Origin of the sequence: Agrococcus terreus, from assembly GCF_014645235.1 — a bacterium.
In the GTDB taxonomy this organism is placed as follows: domain Bacteria; phylum Actinomycetota; class Actinomycetes; order Actinomycetales; family Microbacteriaceae; genus Agrococcus; species Agrococcus terreus.
This window is the reverse complement of sequence record NZ_BMLM01000001.1, coordinates 1,784,400-1,801,063: the sequence shown is the minus strand read 5'-3', so window position 1 is coordinate 1,801,063 and position 16,664 is coordinate 1,784,400. Positions and strand designations below refer to the sequence as shown.

The following is a 16,664-nucleotide window of genomic DNA, read 5'->3' as shown; positions in this document are numbered from 1 at the left end:
GTCAGATCGAGATGGCGATCGGCTCTGCGTCACCCCTGTGTCGTGATGCCTTTCGCGTGACCGCCGACCCCGCTTCTGGCGCCGAGCGAGCCTCGTGCACCTTCAGTTGAGCTCGCGCCAGGAGTGCGGCTCACGAGGAGCAATCCGTCTCCGCGATGACCCACGGTCGGAACGCCCTGCCGCGCCTGCGACCGCGGTAGATCGGCGCTCTGTTCATCCGGTTTGGGCGCCTTGGTAGGTTGTTCAACGTGGACATTGGGACGGATGAATCGGCGAATGATGACGCGGATTTCTTGCCAAGCGACGAAAGTTGGTGGAAGCGGTCGCGCTGGGCCGTCTGCTTCACGATTGCAGCCGTTCTCTTCATAGTCTTGGGCGGTTCGATCCTCGTCGTGGTGCCAAACCAGTTGTTGAACAACTGGTTTCCAGATGTCAGCGATGACGTGCGGGCAGCGAGTCTGTGGCCAGCGGCGCAGGTGGTCCTCTTCTCCCTGGGCGGAGTCATCGCGATAGCCGGAATAGCACTCAGCGGTGCTCGGCATGGCGAAGAACTGCGGGCGGCGGACCGCGACCGAGCTCGTTCGCTCGTACAACAGCGCTTGTACCACTTGGACCGTGACAAGGAGGCCAGTCGGCTGCGGGAGATGAGAGACCGGCGGGAAGCGGATGCGGAAAGCGTCCTTCGCGCTCGGCTGGTGACGGCGGTCGAGTTGCTGGCATCCGACGCATCGGCAACGAAGCGCATGACAGGCCTGTTCCTCCTAGCGGGCCTAGTTTCGGAGTGGAAAGCTCGGGAAAACTCGAGAGAGGCGCAGCTATGTGTCGATGTGCTCTGCGGCTATCTGCGGGCCGCGCCGAGGGTCGATGATGAAGCGAGCGCCCTTCTCGAGCGTCAGGTCCGCGTCGCGGGTTTCGAACAGATTCGCACGAACCTCACTGATAGCGGCGAGGGCGGACCCCTGTGGGCAGGGCTGCATTTCAACCTCACAGGCCTCAGGATCGACTACACCGTCAATCTCTCCAGGATTCGTTGCGAGGGCTCAACTAAGCTGAATCTCGAGCGCATCGAGGTGCTTGCGCATGGGCGGCTTCTTCTCCCGGGTATCAGAGTCGCCGACGACTCCGTACTGAGTTTGAACGGCGCTTCGGTGCTAGACGGCGGCGAAGTGCACCTGCAGGAGGCGCAGTTGCGCAACGATGCGCGGATGACTGCTGTCGGAGTCGACGTCTCGCGAAACGGTCGACTGATTCTTTCAGATGCGGTTCTCCAGGGAAACAGTGACCTATTGCTGGGGGGTCCCACTATCTCTGCAGGTGGCGAGTTAGTGGCGAAAGGACTGATCCTTCGAGATGACGCAGAATTGGTGATAAATCGAGCTGTAGTGACGTCGCAGGGCCGGTTAGTCGCTAGCGGGGCGCGGGCATGCGACCGCGCATCGGTACTGATCGGAAGCCCTAGCGTTCGCGGGTTCGTGGATCTCAGGGGATTGAGGTTGCAGGACCAGGCACACGTGGAGGTAGGTAAACCACGTGTCAGCGCTCGTGGGCGGTTGGATATCGATCATTGGCGGGCAGGGGAGTCGAGCACGATGCTTATTACTGCCGCGCAGGTTGAAGCAAGAGGGCTCTTGTCGCTGCGAGGCGGCCTTGCAGAGGGGGGCATAGTTAATGTCTCGGTTCTGAACGCTGATTCAGGAGGGCACGTCACGCTGCACCGCACCAAATTGCTCTCGGGCGGACGCCTAGTGGTGCGCGGCGCTCGATGGGACGGCGAAGGACGCGTCTGGATGAATGCTGATTCGATCAGCGACGCCCGGTCTAGGTTCCTTGGTCGTGTCTCGCTATCAGGCGGCGATCTCGCGTCCTGACCATCGATCGCTTCCGCCAGCTGAAGGTCGAGCCGATAAGCTTGAACGAGCCGGTGTGCCCGCCATCAGCTCCAGCACCCCGTCGCCGCGATCAAGGACGCTGAAGGTCCTCCGGATCGATGCTTACCGCCGTCGACCCTCGAACTTCAAGAAGCTGCCACTCAGGGCCGTTGGGCAAAGGTCCTCCTGCCGCGGAGGCTCCCGGCCGAGCTGTCGCCCTACGCGTCAACGACGGCGGGCTACTCATGGGGGACTGGATGACAAGAGGATCCTCGTGGCGGGCGCCTCGCGGGGCATCGCGCCGCGTTGGCTCGCGATGGTGGAGGCCACCCCGGTTCGCTCTCTCGTTGGAGGCGGCTCTGAAGGAGTTCATTGAGCTCGTCACCGACAAGCCACGAGGATCGGCCGCTCCAAGGTTCCAGCCGGCCCGGCCAGCACTTGCGATGCCTGATCTGTGGCTCGAGCTCGTGGCTTTCCCTTCGAGTGCGCGCGCGGGTGTCCAGAAATGTGTCCACTTTGAACGGGCTCGAACGGGCGGTGTGAGGGATCGAGCGGGAGGGTCGAGGCGCGTCTTGCCGCAGAACCAGCCCGCCACAAACCCCGCCACTTTGAAAGGGGCTGAAAGGGGCTCGACAGGGCTAGCGTGGGACTGAGCGGGACGGAACGGGTTCCCAGATCAGAGGAAAGAAGCGGAAATTGAGACAAGGCACCCAGACAGGGGGTCGGGGGTTCGAGTCCCCCCAGATCCACCACGACGAGGAACCCCCGGTCACAGCGACCGGGGGTTCCTCGGTTCACGGCCTACCGGCGGGACGCGACCACGACGTGTGCCGAGGCGCAGCCGGCGCTACGCCGACGCGACCAGCCGGTAGCCCATCCCCGCCTCCGTGAGCAGGTGGACGGGGTTCGCGGGGTCGGCCTCGAGCTTCTTGCGCAGCTGCGAGACGTACAGCCGCAGGTATCCCGTGTCGCGCACCTCGGCGGTGCCCCACAGCTCGGTGAGCAGCTGCGCGCGGGTCACGAGCCGGCCCTCGGAGCGCGCGAGCTGCTCGAGGATCCGCCACTCGGTCGGGGTCAGCCGCACACGCTCGCCGTCGCGAACGACCGCCTTCGCAGCGAGGTCGATCTCGGCCGCTCCGACGCGCAGCACCGGTGCCGCATCCGCTTCCGCCGCGCCGCGCCGCCGCCCGAGCGCGCGCAGCCGCGCGAGCAGCTCCTCGATGTCGAACGGCTTGGTCACGTAGTCGTCAGCGCCGGCGTCGAGCGCCTCGACCTTGTCGGCGGAGCCGGTGCGGCCCGAGACGACGAGGATCGGCACCTCGCTCCAGCCGCGGAGCGCCTGGATCACCTCGATGCCGTCGAGCTGCGGCATGCCGAGGTCGAGCATCACGACGTCCGGATGCTCGGAGGCGACGAGCCGCACGGCCGCAGCGCCGTCGGCGGCGGCCACGACCTCGTGTCCGACGCTGCGCAGGGTGAGGCGCAGCGCCCGCACGATCTGCGGGTCGTCGTCGGCGACGAGCACCTTCACGCGAGCACCTCCGGATCGGCGATGCGGAGCCGCACCACCATGGTCAGGCCGCCGCCGGGCGTGGTCTCGGCCTCGAGCGAGCCTCCCATGGCCTCGGCGAAGCCGCGCGAGAGCGCGAGGCCGAGGCCCAGCCCCGTGTCGTTGTCGGTGTCGCCGAGCCGCTGGAACGGCACGAACGCCCGGTCGCGGTCGGCGAGCGCGATCCCGGGGCCGTGATCGGTCAGGCGCACCTCGACGTGGCCGCCGAACGCGCTCGTCGCGACGGTCACGGCCCGCCCTGCGGGGCTGTGCCGCACCGCGTTCGTGAGCAGGTTCACGAGCACGCGCTGCAGCAGCACCGGGTCGGCGACCACCGCGGGCACCGCCTCCAGCTCGAGCGCGACGGCGACCGGGCCGGCGCCGACCTCCTCGAGCGCGGGCAGGATCGCCGCGTCCACGTCGACGGCGCGGGCGGCGACGGCGAGCGCGCCCGCCTCGACGCGGCTGACGTCGAGCAGGTCGGTCACGAGGCGGCCGAGGGTCGCGAGGCTCTCGTCGGCGGTCTCGAGCAGCTCGGCGCGCTCGGCCTCGCCGAGGGGGATCGACGCCGAGCGGAGCGCGCCGACGGACGCCGCCGCGGCGGCGAGCGGGCGGCGGAGGTCGTGGCTCACGGCGCGCAGCAGGGCCGCGCGCACGCGGTCCTGCTCGGCGAGCGGCTCGAGCTCGCTCGCGACGGCCGCGACCGAGCGATGCTGGAGCGAGGCGGCCAGCTGGTGGACGACCACCTCCAGCACGCGCCGCTCGTCGGCGTCGAGCAGCCGGCCGTGGAGCTCGAGCACAGCACCGCCGCCCACGTCGATCGAGAGCGGCTCCCGCCCGCTCTCGCCCGCGCCGTCGACGGGCAGGCCGTCGAGCGCGATCGCGTGCTCTCCCTGCACGAGCCGGACGCCCGTCAGCCCGAGCGCCTCGCGGGTGCGCGCGACGATCGCGTCGATCGAGTCCTGCCCGCCGAGCACACCCGAGGAGATCGCGGCGAGCAGCTCGGACTCGGCCGCAGAGCGGCCGGCGGCCCGTGTGGTGCGGGCGGCGCGGTCGACCACCCAGGAGACGAGCAGCGCCGACACGAAGAAGACGACGACGGCGACCACGTGCCAGGGTTCGGCGACGGCGAGCCTGAACGCCGGGTCGACGAGCACGAACAGGAACAGCGCGCCCGAGAGCAGGGCGGCGAACGACGCGGCCCAGATGCCGCCGATGAGGGCGACGACGACCACGCCGAGCTGCAGCAGGAGCGCGTCGGCGGCGATGGAGGCCGCCTCGGCGCCGAGGTACAGGCCCCAGACGAGCAGGGGGATGCCGAGGGCAGCGGTGGCCCACCCGGCCAGCTGCCGCGCGCGCGAGAGCGGGGCGTCGGGCAGCGAGGGCAGGCGGCGGCCCGACGCGGCCGCCGCGTGGGCGACCATGTGCACGTCGATGTCGCCGGACTCCCGCACGACGGCCTGCCCGATCCCGGGTCCGGTGAGCGCGGTCTGGAGCCAGCCGCGGCGGCTCGCGCCGATGACGAGCTGGGTGGCGTGGCTCGCGCGGGCGAACTGCACGAGCGCCCTCGGCACGTCGTCGCCGACGACGGTGTGGAAGGTGCCGCCGAGGCGCTCGACGAGCGCGTGCTGCGCTGCGAGCGCGGCGGGATCGCGGTCGACCAGCCCGTCCTGGCGCTGCACATGCACGGCGAGCAGGTCGCCGCCGGCCGAGCGGGCCGCCACGCGTGCGCCGCGCTTCAGCAGCGTCTCGCCCTCGGGGCCGCCCGTGAGCGCGACGACGACGCGCTCGCGCGCCTCCCACGCCGCGTCGATGCCCTGCTGCTCGCGGTAGCGCTGCAGCGCCTGATCGACCTCGTCGGCGAGCCAGAGGAGCGCCAGCTCACGGAGGGCCGTGAGGTTGCCGAGGCGGAAGTAGTTCGAGAGCGCCGCGTCGACGCGCGCCGCCGGGTACACGACACCGGCCTCGAGCCGCGCGCGGAGCGCCTGCGGCTGGAGGTCGACCAGCTCGATGCGGTCGGCGGCGCGCAGCACGGCGTCCGGCACGGTCTCCCGCTGCCGGACGCCGGTGATCTGCTCGACCACGTCGCCGAGCGATTCGAGGTGCTGCACGTTGACGGTCGAGACGACGTCGATGCCCGCCGCGAGGAGCGCCTCCACGTCCTGCCAGCGCTTCTCGTGCAGGACGCCCGGCGCGTTCGTGTGCGCCAGCTCGTCGACGAGCGCGACGTCGGGAGCGCGGTCGAGGACCGCTTGCAGGTCCATCTCGTGCAGATCGACGCCGCGGTGCCGCACCTCGCGGCGCGGCACGACCTCGAGGCCGTCGACGAGCGCGGCTGTGGCCTCGCGGCCGTGCGTCTCGATGACGGCCGCGACGACGTCGCGACCCGAGGCGCGCAGCTGGTGCCCCTCCTCCAGCATGGCGAAGGTCTTGCCGACGCCGGGAGCGGCGCCCAGCAGCACGCGCAGCGCGCCTCGGGCCATGCCGTCACCCCCTCGCGAGCTCGTCGAGCGCCAGGTTGAGCTCGAGCACGTTCACGCTCGGGTCGCCGAGGAACCCGAGGTCGCGCCCCGCGATCCTACGCTCCACGAGCGCCGCGACCTCGGCCTCGGGCAGGCCGCGGGCCTCGGCGACGCGAGCCACCTGCAGCTGCGCATACGCGGGGCTGATGTGCGGGTCGAGGCCGGAGCCGGAGGCGGTGAGCGCGTCGGCGGGCACGTCGGTCGGATCGACGCCTTCGAAGGCGGCGACCGCGGCTCGTCGCTCCTCGATCGAGGCGATGAGGTCCTCGTTCTCGGGGCCGAGGTTCGAGCCGCTCGAGACGCCGCCGTCGTAGCCGTCGCCGGCCGCGGAGGGACGCGACTGGAACCACTCGGGCAGCGGCTCGCCCTGCTCGTCGGACCACGACTGGCCGATGAGCGCCGAGCCGACGACACGGCCCTCGGGCTCGCGCACGAGCGAGCCGTTCGCCTGCGCGGGCAGCAGCGCCTGCGCGGCGCCGGTGATGAGCAGGGTGTAGCCGAGGCCGAGCACCAGGGTGGCGACGACGAGGGCGCGGAGGGCGGTGAGGTGGGTCTGCAGCAGGGTGCGCATGATGGCTCCGTTCCGAGCTCAGAGGCCCGGGATGAGGCTCACGACGAGGTCGATGAGCTTGATGCCGATGAAGGGTGCGACGACGCCGCCGAGCCCGTAGACGAGCAGGTTGCGCGAGAGCATCCGGGAGGCGCCCTCGGCGCGGGTGCGGACGCCGCGGAGCGCGAGCGGCACGAGCGCGACGATGACGAGCGCGTTGAAGATCACGGCCGAGAGGATGGCCGATGCGGGCGACGACAGCTGCATGACGTTGAGGGGTGCGAGCTGGGGGAGCGCGACCGCGAACATCGCGGGGATGATCGCGAAGTACTTCGCGAGGTCGTTCGCGATCGAGAAGGTCGTGAGGGCGCCACGCGTGACGAGCAGCTGCTTCCCGATCCGCACGACGTCGATGAGCTTCGTCGGATCGGAGTCGAGGTCGACCATGTTGCCGGCCTCCTTGGCGGCCGACGTCCCCGAGTTCATCGCGACCCCGACGTCGGCCTGCGCGAGCGCGGGGGCGTCGTTCGTGCCGTCGCCCGTCATCGCCACGAGCCGGCCTCCCTCCTGCTCCTTCCGGATGAGCGCGAGCTTGTCCTCGGGGGTCGCCTCCGCGAGCACGTCGTCGACGCCGGCCTCCTCGGCGATCGCCTGGGCGGTGAGCCGGTTGTCGCCGGTGATCATGACGGTGCGGATGCCCATGGCGCGCAGCTCGGCGAAGCGCTCGCGCAGGCCGCCCTTGACGATGTCCTTGAGGTGGACGACGCCGAGCGGTCGAGCCAGCTCGCCCACGCGCTCCGCGACGACGAGCGGCGTGCCGCCCGAGCGCGCGATGCCGTCGACGAGCTCCTGCAGCGGCGCATCCGCGTCCTGCCCGAGCCAGGCGAGCACGGCGCTCGAGGCGCCCTTGCGGATCTCGCGGGTGCCGTGGGCGTGCGGCAGGTCGACGCCCGACATGCGGGTCTGCGCCGTGAACTCCACCGGCGTGCCCTCGGTCTCGCCCACGCGGTGCCCCTCGCTGCGCGCGAGGTCGACGATCGAGGCGCCCTCCGGCGTCGGATCGGCGAGCGACCCGGCCGCGGCGGCCTCGGCGAGCTCGGCGACGTCGACGGCCGGCAGCGGCAGGAACGCGACCGCGCGGCGGTTGCCGTGCGTGATGGTGCCGGTCTTGTCCAGCAGCAGCGTCGAGACGTCGCCCGCTGCCTCGACGGCGCGCCCCGACATCGCCAGCACGTTGCGCTGCACGAGGCGGTCCATGCCGGCGATGCCGATCGCGCTGAGCAGCGCGCCTATGGTCGTGGGGATCAGGCACACGAGCAGGGCCACGAGCACCGTCACGCTCACGGGTCCGGCCACGTAGCCGGCGACCGGGTTGATCGTGAGCGTCACGACGAGGAAGACGATCGAGAGGCTCGCGAGCAGGATCTCGAGGGCGATCTCGTTGGGGGTGCGCTGGCGGTCGGCGCCCTCGACGAGGCCGATCATGCGGTCCACGAAGCTCTCGCCCGGCCTCGTCGTGATGCGCACGACGATCCGGTCGCTGAGCACCCGGGTGCCGCCGGTGACGGCGCTGCGGTCGCCGCCCGACTCGCGCACGACCGGCGCCGACTCGCCGGTGACGGCCGACTCGTCGACGCTCGCGATGCCGTGGACGATCTCGCCATCGCTGGGGATGACCTCGCCCGCGACGACGACCACGTGGTCGCCGAGCCGAAGGTCGCTCGACGCGACCTCCTCGAGCGGCGCGCCCTCGGCGCCGCGGTCGGCGGGCGACCAGCCGGCGAGGCGGCGCGCGGCGGTGGTGGTGCGCGTCCGCCGCAGGGAGTCGGCCTGCGCCTTGCCGCGGCCCTCCGCCACCGACTCCGCGAGGTTCGCGAAGAGCACCGTCAGCCAGAGCCAGATGGCGATCGCCCAGGTGAACAGCAGCGAGGGCTGGCCCTCGGCCGCGGGCAGGAACGGCTGCGCCAGTGCGATCGCGGTGGTGAGCGCCGCGCCCGCCTCGACGATGAGCATGACCGGCGTGCGCAGCATGTGCTTCGGATGCAGCTTGCGCAGCGCGCCGGGCACGGCGGCCCAGAGCTGCGCAGGGGTGAGCGCACGGTTCGGGCGCGTGCCGCGGGGCTGGTTCGACGCGGTGTCCGCGTCGGTCGGGGTGTGCTGGGTGACGGTCATAGGAGGCCCTCCGCGATGGGTCCGAGGGTGAGGATGGGGAAGTAGGTGAGCGCCGTGACGACGAGCGTGACGCCCACGAGTAGGCCGACGAACAGCGGCCGATGGGTGGGGAGCGTGCCGACGGTGACGGGGCGCCGCCCCTGCGCGGCGAGCGTGCCGGCGAGGGCGAGCACGAGCACGATCGGCACGTAGCGGCCGAGCAGCATGGTCACGCCGAGCGCGGGTGCGAGCCAGTCGGTGGAGGCGGTGAGGCCCGCGAACGCGGAGCCGTTGTTGTTGGCCGCCGACGTGAAGGCGTACAGCACCTCCGACAGGCCGTGGAGGCCCGGGTTCCAGATCGAGGTGCCGACCACCGACTCCCGCACGCCGGGGATCGCGAAGCTGAGCGCGGTGCCGACGAGCACGAGGGCGGGGCCGACCAGGATGTAGAGCGCGGCGAGCTTCATCTCGCGCGGGCCGATCTGCTTGCCGAGGTACTCGGGCGTGCGGCCCACGAGCAGCCCGGCCACGAAGACCGCGATCACCGCGAGCACGAGCATGCCGTAGAGGCCGGCGCCGACGCCGCCGGGGGCGACCTCGCCGAGCATCATGTTCAGCATCGGCATCATCCCGCCGAACGCCGTCCACGAGTCGTGCATCGAGTTGACGGCGCCGGTCGAGGTGAGGGTCGACGCGGTGCCGTAGAGCGCCGAGCCGAGGATGCCGAAGCGCACCTCCTTGCCCTCCATGGCGCCGCCGGCGAGCTCGGGCGCGGTACCGGCGCCGATGCTCTCGGCGACCGAGGCGGCGGCGAGCGAGACGGCGAAGAGGACGCCCATCGTGCCGAGGATCGCGAGGCCCTGGCGGCGGTCGCCGATCATGGTGCCGAAGGTGCGGGTGAGCGCGACCGGGATGAGCATGAGCAGGAAGACCTGCAGCAGGCTCGTCCAGGCGGTCGGGTTCTCGAACGGATGCGCGGAGTTGGCGTTGAAGAAGCCGCCGCCGTTCGTGCCGAGGAGCTTGATCGCCTCCTGCGAGGCGACCGGCCCGAGCGGCACCGTCGCCTGACCGCCCGTCAGGCTCTCCGTCGTGCCGAAGGGCGAGAGCGTCTGCACGACGCCGCCGAGCACGAGCAGCAGCGCCATGAGGGCCGAGATCGGCAGCAGGATGCGCACGCACGCCCGGGTGAGGTCGACCCAGAACGAGCCGATCGTGCCGGTGCGCTCGCGGGCGATGCCACGCATGAGCGCGACCGCGACGACGATGCCGACCGCTGCGGAGACGAAGTTCTGCACCGTGAGGCCGCCGAGCTGCACGAGGTGGCCCATCGTGAGCTCGGGGGAGTACGACTGCCAGTTCGTGTTCGTGGTGAACGATGCGGCCGTGTTGAAGGCGAGCGGCTCGGGCACGGCGGGCAGCCCGTTCGAGAGCGGCAGGAGCGCCTGGGTGCGCTGCAGCAGGTAGACGAGCAGGACGCTGATGAGCGAGAAGGCGAGCAGCGCCCTGGCGTAGGCCTGCCACGACTGCTCGCGGGCCGGGTCGACGCCGAGCAGGCGGTATGCGCCGCGCTCGACGGCGAGGTGGCGCTCGCTCGAGAGCGCGCGGGCCATGGCGTCGCCCACCGGCCTCCAGGCGAGGGCGAGCAGGAGCAGGAGGGCGGCGATCTGACCGAGCCCGGCGAGGATCGTGGTCGTGTCCACGGCGGTCATCCCTCCGGGTGCACGAGCGTGCGGAGGAGGAGGCCGAGGGCGGCGATGCCGAGGGCGATCGCGATGATGTCGAACGCGATCACAGCGAGTCGGCAGCCTTCACGAGCAGGCCGAGGAGCGCGAAGATCGCGATCGTGCCGGCGACGACGACGAGGTCGAGCATGTGGAGTCCAATCGAGGTGCATGCGGTGCCGCTCGCGGCAGCCGGGCCCGATCCGGGCCACGCTCGATCTCACTCCGATCATGGGTTGCGGGCGCGCAGCCTCACGAACTCCTCACGCCCGTCCTCACGACGCTCACGCATCCCTCGCAGCGCCGCGAGCACGGGGCGCCGCGTCGATCCCTCGCCACTGCCACGCAACCGGAGCGATCGGGCGTCTCGCTAGCCTGCCGGGATGCGGATGCTGCTGACGTCGAACGGCCTCTCGGAGCCCGTGGTGCTCGACGCCCTCGTCGACCTGCTCGATCGACCGATCGGAGAATCCCGCGTCGTGGTGGTGATCGACGCGATCCTCGGCTTCCCCGGCGACAGCTCGACCCTCGTCGAGCACCTCGAGTCGCTGCGCTCGCTCGGCTGGGCGGAATTCGACGTGGCGTCGCTCTTCGCCGGGCCGCGCGAGCTCGTCGCGTCGCGGCTGCGCTCGGCCGACGTGATCCTCGGCTACGGCGGCAGCGACCTGTGGCTCGCGCACGCCTGGTCGGCGACGGGGCTCGCGCCCGTGCTGGGGGAGCTCCTCGAGGAGAAGGTCTACGTGGGCTGGAGCGCCGGTTCGATGATCTTCACGCGTGCCCTCCCTCGCTGGGCCGAGAGCTTCGACGACCAGGACGAGCTCGACCTGTTCGGCCTCGCCGCGGTCGAGCCGGCGGTGCCGCTGTTCGACTGGATCTTCCTCGGGCACCTCGGGGCCGACTGGATGCCGCACGATGGCGAGACGTGGGCAGCGCGCGGCGCGGCGCGGAGCGGCTCCACGGTCTGGTTCATCGACGACGCGTCGGCGCTGCTCGTGCGTGACCCGCAGGCCGATCCGGTCGTCGTCTCGGCGGGCCGCTGGCTTCGGATCGGGCCGGACGGAGCTGTCGACGCACAGGGCTAGGCGCAGGCGCTGACGCTCGGCGCCGCACGTGCCGTCGGCGTCGCCCGCAACTGCCGCGCGCCAGACGCCTGGGGGCATGCAGCATGCACGGATCGTTCCGAGAGTTCAGTCGCTGCTCCCCGTCCAGGTCCCTTCGACGTTCTGGACGAGCAGCAGCCGCTCGTCTGCGGTCAGGCCCTCGTCGAGCTCGAGCACGAGGCGGTCCGACCGGTAGACGTCGGCGTCGCCGTGGCTGACGGACTGCCGCGCGAGGTCGAGCGACGCGAACCGATACATGGCGATGCCGTCGCCGACGACGCCCTCGACGCATCCGCGCCGATCGCCGCACGCGGCCTCGCTCGGCGCGGCGGCGCTCGCGAACCCGGGCAAGTCGGCGCGCATGACGTCGGCGAGCGCGATCACCAGGACGAGGGGCGTGGTGATGCCGTTCCTGGGCGCGGGAGCCGCGATGCCGCTCACGAGCTCAGTCTCTGTTCGGCGCGTCACGGTGCGAGATCCATGTCGATCGACCACGCCTGGTCGGCGCCGCCGCAGGAATGCGCGTGCTCGGTCGGGATCTCGTCGAACGGCGGGATCGCGGTGCTGCTGGCAGCGAAGGGCGTGCCGTAGGGGATCGTTGTCGAGCCGGCCCGAAGGCCCTCGGCGCCGACCTCGATCGCGGAGTTGCCGATCACGCCGAGCCACGTCTGCGTCTCCGGCCCAGGATGGGGTCCGGAGGTCTCGAAGTAGAGGCAGCCGTCCGATCCGACCGTGGCGACGACCTCATGCGCGACGGCGTCGCCCGCCCCGTCGAACGAGGTCAGGTGCGCGACGCCGCCGCTTCTGTGCGCCTCGAACGGACTGGGAGGCGGGCCGGCAGGCAGCGGCTCGGCCGTCTCGGTCGCGGCAGCGGGTGCCGACGCTGAGGGCTGCGCGGTCGTCGCAGGCTCGGCCTCGCTCTCCACCGCGGCTGTCGCGCACGCGCTCGACGCGAGCAGCCCGCCGAGCACCAGCGCGACGAGGATCGGTCTCATGAGACGAGCATGGCTCATTCGGGGCTCGCTGCGGAAGCGCCGTTCCGCCACGCTCGGCCTCAGAGCGGGCATCATGACTCCATGAGCGATCCTCGAGCCGAAGGCAGCGTCGCCGAGACGGACGCGGCCGAGCCGGCCGATCCCCGTCGCTGGCCATTCGCGGCTCGGGTCGTGCGCGTGGTCGGTGTCGGCCTCCTGCTCGTGCCGATCGTGCTCGACGCGGGCTGGCCCGCGGGGCTGCTGCGAGAGGAGGCGCTCGGAGCGGTCACGATCGTGCTCGGCGACTGGGTGCCGAACATCCGGGAGGTGGCCTTCGTCTGCTTCCTGCTCGGGCTGCTCGCGCTGCTCGTGGCGCCGACGCTCGGGCCGTGGACCGGCCGAGGCGCGAGCGCGGTCGCGGTGCGGATCATCAGCCCCGTGCTGCTGGGCTGCACGGTGCTGGCCGCCGCGTCGGCGTACCTCGGCATCTGGCTGTCGCAGGAGTCCTATCGGGTGCTCGAGCCGACCAGCGGGGCAGGCTGTCGCGTGGTGATGAGCGGGGCTTCGGGCGGCTTCCACGGCTCGTACCGCTCCTACGGCATCGTGCGGCCGGGGGAGGCGCAGGTCGAGTGGGTGGTCCGCTCGGTCTACGCGGACCACAGCACCCACGACACCCGGGTGTCCTGGAGCGACGAGGTCGCGCGGCTGCTGCCCGAGCCGGGGCGACCGCCGCACCCCAAGCTCGTGTCGGTGCGCTTCGACTGCCGGCCGTGAGACCGGTCCGACCCCTTGACCCGCCACTTGTATTTTGCAAGCATCAGCGCATGAGCCTCTTCATCACCTGCCCGGTCGAGAGCGTCCACCGGGCCACCGCCTTCTACACCGCGCTCGGGTGGACCCTCAACGCAGAGATGTCGGACGACAACGTGTCGTGCTTCGCGATCGCGCCCGACCAGTACGTGATGCTCGGCAGCCGCGAGATGTACGCGAGCGTCGGCGGTACCGAGGACCTGATCGGCGGCCCCGGCACCCCCTCCAAGGTGACCGTCTCGTTCGACCTCGGCAGCCGGGAGGCGGTGGACGAGCTCGTCGAGCGCGCCGGCACCGCGGGCGGTCGGATCGGCGACACCGACGACTACCCGTTCATGTACCAGCGGCAGTTCGACGACCCGGATGGCTACCACTGGTCGCCGTTCTGGATGAAGCCCGACGCGTCGACCGCGTGAGCGGCCTCGCCGCGGCGCTCGAGGTCGTCGGGGCGCGGTGGGCGCTGCGCATCGTCGAGCAGCTGCTCGACGGGCCGCAGCGGTACGGCGACCTCCAGCGCGACCTCGGCGTGCCGACGAACATGCTCGCCACGCGCCTGCGCGAGCTCGAGACGGCCGGGGTGCTGCGCCGGCTGCCGCTCAAGCACAACACCCGCGCGTACGCGCTCACCGAGCGAGGCCTGGCGCTGCGCGGGGCGATCGACGCGCTCGCGCGGTGGGGGAGCGCGCACGTCGGCGAGCCCGCCGCCGGCGCCGCCGACCCGCAGCGCTAGACCGGCACCTCCGAGCGACGCTCGCGCGCGGGGGGCGCACCGCCGCCGAGCTCGCGCCACCGCGATCCCAGGGTGGCGTCACGGTCGGGCGCCGCCTCAGCGAACGCGGGCGCGAGGTCGTCGCGCTCCATCCGGTGCGCGAAGCGCTCGCGATCGCGGACGCTGGCGTGGCGGTGCAGCCCGAGGGCGACCACCCACAGCGGCGAGCGCGCGTTGGCGGCGATGCGGCGACGCAGGCGCGGCGCCTCGTGCAGGATGAACATCGCCTCGAGCAGCGAGGTCGACACGAGCGGGGAGCGGGCGGCGTGCCGCAGCACGGCCAGGCGCGGTGCCGCGAGGAGCCGGAGCTCGAAGGGCACGTCGATGGGGCGGTGGTGGGATGCGCCGCGAAGGCGGGCCCGGTCGGATCGGACGGTGGGGAGCGTGTCGGTCATGCTTCGCTCCGTTCTGCTTCCGCATGGAGCGGCGGCGCTGCGCCTCGCACGGAGGACGGACGCAACCTGGGGAGCACCGCGGCAATGGGGTACGACCACGCTATCGGCCTGCGGGATCCGCGCAAGCTCGGGCGGGTCGGGTCGCCCGGCGCCTGAGGTGCTGTTCACGGAGTTCCGAGGAGCGGGCCCCGCGCGACGTGGCACGCTGTGGCGGTGACCACCAACATCGACCGCGACGAGATCATCGCCCAGGCGACCTCCACGCTCGCCGCCTCGCACCCAGAGTGGGACGCCGCGGAGATCGAGCGCGTCGCGCGCGAGGAGCTCGCCGCCATCGCCGACAGCCCCGTGCAGGACTTCCTGCTCGTCCTGACGGAGCGCGCCACGAAGCGACGGCTCAAGCGCCGCTAGGCACCGCGCCGGCTCGCGCTGCCCCTCCAGTCTCAGCAGCTGGATGAGCGTGGCGAGCGAATCCTGGTCGATCACGCGCCGGCTGCGATCCGAGCGTGATTGGTCGCACACGGCGAGCACCTCGAGCCTGCTCCAGAGGACCGTGCGCTCGGGATCGAGCGCGGTGAGCAGCCAGGAGACGCGCTCCACGCGCCCGGTTCGCCTCCGGCCGGGCACCGGCTCGCTCACTGCGGCAGGACCTCCCAGGACCGGCGCCGCAGGTCGAGCACGACGCGCAGCGCGGCGGATCCGCTCGACACCCGGTACTCGATCCGTTCGTGCGTGGTCTCGAGCACCTCGAGGGCGGCGCGGTGCAGCCACGGATGCTGCCGTCGCACGCTCACGAGGTGGTGCAGGGTTCCGAGGATGCCGTCGTCGCCGCGGATGCCCGCGGGGGAGGGCGGCAGCTCGGGGCGGATGGCGTCGTCGCCGCCGAACCGCTCCTCCTTGATGCCCGTGAGGCCGAGCTCGTCGCCCGCGTAGACCATCGGGGTGCCCGGGAGCGTGAGGTGCGCCACGATCGCGAGCGCCACGAGGCCGGGATCGCGCAGCTGCGACGCGATGCGCGTCACGTCGTGGTTGCCGAGGAAGGTGACCGGTGCGAACCGCTCCGCGAGCGCCGCGTGCCGCTCGAGCGTCCACGCGAGCTCGTGCGGGTTGCCGTCGGCCAGGCTGCTCCAGATCGCCTTCCACAGCTCGTACTGCGTCACCGAGTCCATGGTCGACGCCTCGACGATGGCGGCGTAGTCGCCGTGGATGACCTCGCCGAAGATCCACGCGTCCGGATGCGTGCGGCGCACCTCGGGCAGCACCGCGGCCCAGAACTCGGCGGGCGTGGCGTAGGCGGCGTCGAGCCGCCACGCGTCGGCGCCCCGGTCGAGCCACGAGCGCATGACGTCGATCGTGTCGGCGCGCACGTCGTCGCGCGCGTGGTCGAGCGTGAGGAGGGCGCCGTGGCCCTCGAAGGGGACGGGCTCGCCGCGCTCGTCGCGCAGCAGCCGATCCTGCTGCTCGTGCTCGGCGGCGACGTGGTTGAAGACCCCGTCGAGGGCGATGCGGAGGCCGCGGTCCTTCGCGGCGGCGACGAAGCGGTCGAACGCGGCGTCGCCGCCGAGCCGCTCGTCGACGACGCGGTGGTCGAGCGTGTCGTAGCCGTGGTTCGCCGACCGGAAGATGGGGCCGAGCGCGACGCCCGAGAGGCCGAGCCCGATGACGTGGTCGAGCCACGGCTCCAGCCGGTCGAGGCCGTGCGGCTCGGCGTGCTGCGGCGGGCCGGGCACGGCGCCGGCCGCGCCGAGCGGATAGACGTGCCACCAGATCGCGTGCTCCACCCAGGCCGGTTCGCTCATCCGGCGATCCTGGCACGCGCGGCCACGGTGCTCCCGTGCGCCGGCTGGGCGATCGGCGCCGCGGACGCGTCGACGCCACGGCTCGCACCGGCCGATGCTCGCGGACCGCGCGACGGTGCACCCCGGGCGGCGCGTCGCGATCCGACGCTGCGGCGGGGACCGGCTCGCCCGCTCAACCGCCGGATCGGTCGTGAGCGACCCCCTCGAGCCGCAGGAGCTCGATGAGCGTCGCGAGGGCATCCCGGTCGATCACGCGCCAGCTGCTGTCCGATCGCGGCTCCTCGTGGACGGCGAGCGACTCGAGCCGGCCCCAGCGGACGGTGCGCTCCGGATCGAGCGCGGCGAGCAGCCAGTAGAGGTGCTCCACGGCGTCGTGCCGCGTCGGGTGCAGCGATGCCGAGCGCCCCGCCGGGCCGCGCGGCCGCATCATCGCGTCCATGGACCGATGGTGAGGGT

At 71.9% G+C, this 16,664-nt stretch carries 16 protein-coding genes; 6 read left to right on the top strand and 10 right to left on the bottom strand.

What is annotated here, in order from left to right; genetic code table 11:
- Nucleotides 1-248 precede the first annotated feature (248 nt).
- Nucleotides 249-1,868, top strand: a complete 1,620-nt coding sequence (locus IEW90_RS08730; protein ID WP_188717761.1) for a hypothetical protein — start codon at nt 249-251, stop codon at nt 1,866-1,868.
- An 847-nt stretch (nt 1,869-2,715) separates the two neighbouring features.
- Here IEW90_RS08730 and IEW90_RS08725 read toward each other — a convergent pair.
- From IEW90_RS08725 to kdpA, 5 genes are read right to left on the bottom strand one after another with little or no spacing between them, the layout of a single operon-like run.
- On the bottom strand, nt 2,716-3,399 hold the full coding sequence (locus IEW90_RS08725) for a response regulator (protein ID WP_188717760.1): 684 nt from the start codon (nt 3,397-3,399) through the stop codon (nt 2,716-2,718).
- On the bottom strand, nt 3,396-5,900 hold the full coding sequence (locus IEW90_RS08720; protein WP_188717759.1) for a sensor histidine kinase: 2,505 nt from the start codon (nt 5,898-5,900) through the stop codon (nt 3,396-3,398). Before IEW90_RS08720 ends, IEW90_RS08725 begins: the two co-directional genes overlap by 4 nt.
- A 4-nt stretch (nt 5,901-5,904) precedes the next feature.
- Complete coding sequence (kdpC, locus tag IEW90_RS08715) at nt 5,905-6,510, bottom strand: potassium-transporting ATPase subunit KdpC (protein WP_188717758.1); 606 nt, start codon at nt 6,508-6,510, stop codon at nt 5,905-5,907.
- Between the two features lie 18 nt (nt 6,511-6,528).
- Nucleotides 6,529-8,661 (bottom strand): potassium-transporting ATPase subunit KdpB, encoded by a 2,133-nt coding sequence (gene kdpB, locus IEW90_RS08710; RefSeq protein ID WP_188717757.1) that lies wholly within the window; start codon nt 8,659-8,661, stop codon nt 6,529-6,531.
- Nucleotides 8,658-10,349: a potassium-transporting ATPase subunit KdpA gene (kdpA, locus tag IEW90_RS08705; RefSeq protein WP_373284742.1), complete on the bottom strand. Its 1,692-nt coding sequence runs from the start codon at nt 10,347-10,349 to the stop codon at nt 8,658-8,660. Before kdpA ends, kdpB begins: the two co-directional genes overlap by 4 nt.
- Before the next feature lie 395 nt (nt 10,350-10,744).
- Between kdpA and IEW90_RS08700 the strand changes: the two genes are divergently transcribed.
- Nucleotides 10,745-11,443, top strand: a complete 699-nt coding sequence (locus IEW90_RS08700) for a Type 1 glutamine amidotransferase-like domain-containing protein (RefSeq protein ID WP_188717755.1) — start codon at nt 10,745-10,747, stop codon at nt 11,441-11,443.
- 105 nt (nt 11,444-11,548) lie between these two features.
- On the opposite strand, the gene IEW90_RS08695 is transcribed toward IEW90_RS08700, so the two are convergent.
- Both IEW90_RS08695 and IEW90_RS08690 read right to left on the bottom strand, forming a co-directional pair.
- Complete coding sequence (locus IEW90_RS08695; RefSeq protein WP_188717754.1) at nt 11,549-11,902, bottom strand: hypothetical protein; 354 nt, start codon at nt 11,900-11,902, stop codon at nt 11,549-11,551.
- Between the two features lie 23 nt (nt 11,903-11,925).
- The gene (locus tag IEW90_RS08690; RefSeq protein WP_188717753.1) at nt 11,926-12,456 is read right to left on the bottom strand and encodes a hypothetical protein; all 531 of its coding nucleotides are present in this window, start codon (nt 12,454-12,456) and stop codon (nt 11,926-11,928) included.
- An 81-nt stretch (nt 12,457-12,537) separates the two neighbouring features.
- On the opposite strand from IEW90_RS08690, the gene IEW90_RS08685 reads away from it, so the two are divergent.
- From IEW90_RS08685 to IEW90_RS08675, 3 genes are read left to right on the top strand one after another with little or no spacing between them, the layout of a single operon-like run.
- On the top strand, nt 12,538-13,209 hold the full coding sequence (locus IEW90_RS08685; protein ID WP_188717752.1) for a hypothetical protein: 672 nt from the start codon (nt 12,538-12,540) through the stop codon (nt 13,207-13,209).
- Nucleotides 13,210-13,259: 50 nt separating this feature from the next.
- Nucleotides 13,260-13,661, top strand: coding sequence for a VOC family protein (locus tag IEW90_RS08680; protein ID WP_188717751.1), 402 nt, complete (start codon nt 13,260-13,262; stop codon nt 13,659-13,661).
- Nucleotides 13,658-13,975 (top strand): winged helix-turn-helix transcriptional regulator, encoded by a 318-nt coding sequence (locus tag IEW90_RS08675; RefSeq protein WP_188717750.1) that lies wholly within the window; start codon nt 13,658-13,660, stop codon nt 13,973-13,975. The genes IEW90_RS08680 and IEW90_RS08675 overlap by 4 nt, the downstream gene beginning before the upstream one ends.
- Here the strand turns inward: IEW90_RS08675 and IEW90_RS08670 are convergent.
- Nucleotides 13,972-14,409 (bottom strand): hypothetical protein, encoded by a 438-nt coding sequence (locus IEW90_RS08670; protein ID WP_188717749.1) that lies wholly within the window; start codon nt 14,407-14,409, stop codon nt 13,972-13,974. The two genes, IEW90_RS08675 and IEW90_RS08670, sit on opposite strands and share 4 nt — an antisense overlap.
- Before the next feature lie 213 nt (nt 14,410-14,622).
- Here IEW90_RS08670 and IEW90_RS08665 point away from each other — a divergent pair, with 213 nt between their 5' ends.
- Nucleotides 14,623-14,820 (top strand): three-helix bundle dimerization domain-containing protein, encoded by a 198-nt coding sequence (locus IEW90_RS08665; protein ID WP_188717748.1) that lies wholly within the window; start codon nt 14,623-14,625, stop codon nt 14,818-14,820.
- A 224-nt stretch (nt 14,821-15,044) separates the two neighbouring features.
- On the opposite strand, the gene IEW90_RS08660 is transcribed toward IEW90_RS08665, so the two are convergent.
- Together IEW90_RS08660 and IEW90_RS08655 are read right to left on the bottom strand one after the other, a co-directional pair.
- Nucleotides 15,045-16,208: an alpha-amylase family glycosyl hydrolase gene (locus IEW90_RS08660; RefSeq protein WP_188717747.1), complete on the bottom strand. Its 1,164-nt coding sequence runs from the start codon at nt 16,206-16,208 to the stop codon at nt 15,045-15,047.
- 172 nt (nt 16,209-16,380) lie between these two features.
- Nucleotides 16,381-16,647 (bottom strand): hypothetical protein, encoded by a 267-nt coding sequence (locus IEW90_RS08655; protein ID WP_188717746.1) that lies wholly within the window; start codon nt 16,645-16,647, stop codon nt 16,381-16,383.
- Nucleotides 16,648-16,664 lie beyond the last annotated feature (17 nt).

Excerpts from the sequence above, each read along its gene's own strand:
- IEW90_RS08680 (WP_188717751.1), top strand. The coding sequence starts at position 13,260 with ATGAGCCTCTTCATCACCTGCCCGGTCGAGAGCGTCCACCGGGCCACC.
- kdpB (WP_188717757.1), bottom strand. The coding sequence starts at position 8,661 with ATGACCGTCACCCAGCACACCCCGACCGACGCGGACACCGCGTCGAAC.
- IEW90_RS08670 (WP_188717749.1), bottom strand. The coding sequence starts at position 14,409 with ATGACCGACACGCTCCCCACCGTCCGATCCGACCGGGCCCGCCTTCGC.
- kdpA (WP_373284742.1), bottom strand. The coding sequence starts at position 10,349 with ATGACCGCCGTGGACACGACCACGATCCTCGCCGGGCTCGGTCAGATC.
- IEW90_RS08690 (WP_188717753.1), bottom strand. The coding sequence starts at position 12,456 with ATGAGACCGATCCTCGTCGCGCTGGTGCTCGGCGGGCTGCTCGCGTCG.
- IEW90_RS08700 (WP_188717755.1), top strand. The coding sequence starts at position 10,745 with ATGCGGATGCTGCTGACGTCGAACGGCCTCTCGGAGCCCGTGGTGCTC.
- kdpC (WP_188717758.1), bottom strand. The coding sequence starts at position 6,510 with ATGCGCACCCTGCTGCAGACCCACCTCACCGCCCTCCGCGCCCTCGTC.
- IEW90_RS08655 (WP_188717746.1), bottom strand. The coding sequence starts at position 16,647 with ATGGACGCGATGATGCGGCCGCGCGGCCCGGCGGGGCGCTCGGCATCG.
- IEW90_RS08720 (WP_188717759.1), bottom strand. The coding sequence starts at position 5,900 with ATGGCCCGAGGCGCGCTGCGCGTGCTGCTGGGCGCCGCTCCCGGCGTC.
- IEW90_RS08660 (WP_188717747.1), bottom strand. The coding sequence starts at position 16,208 with ATGAGCGAACCGGCCTGGGTGGAGCACGCGATCTGGTGGCACGTCTAT.
- IEW90_RS08685 (WP_188717752.1), top strand. The coding sequence starts at position 12,538 with ATGAGCGATCCTCGAGCCGAAGGCAGCGTCGCCGAGACGGACGCGGCC.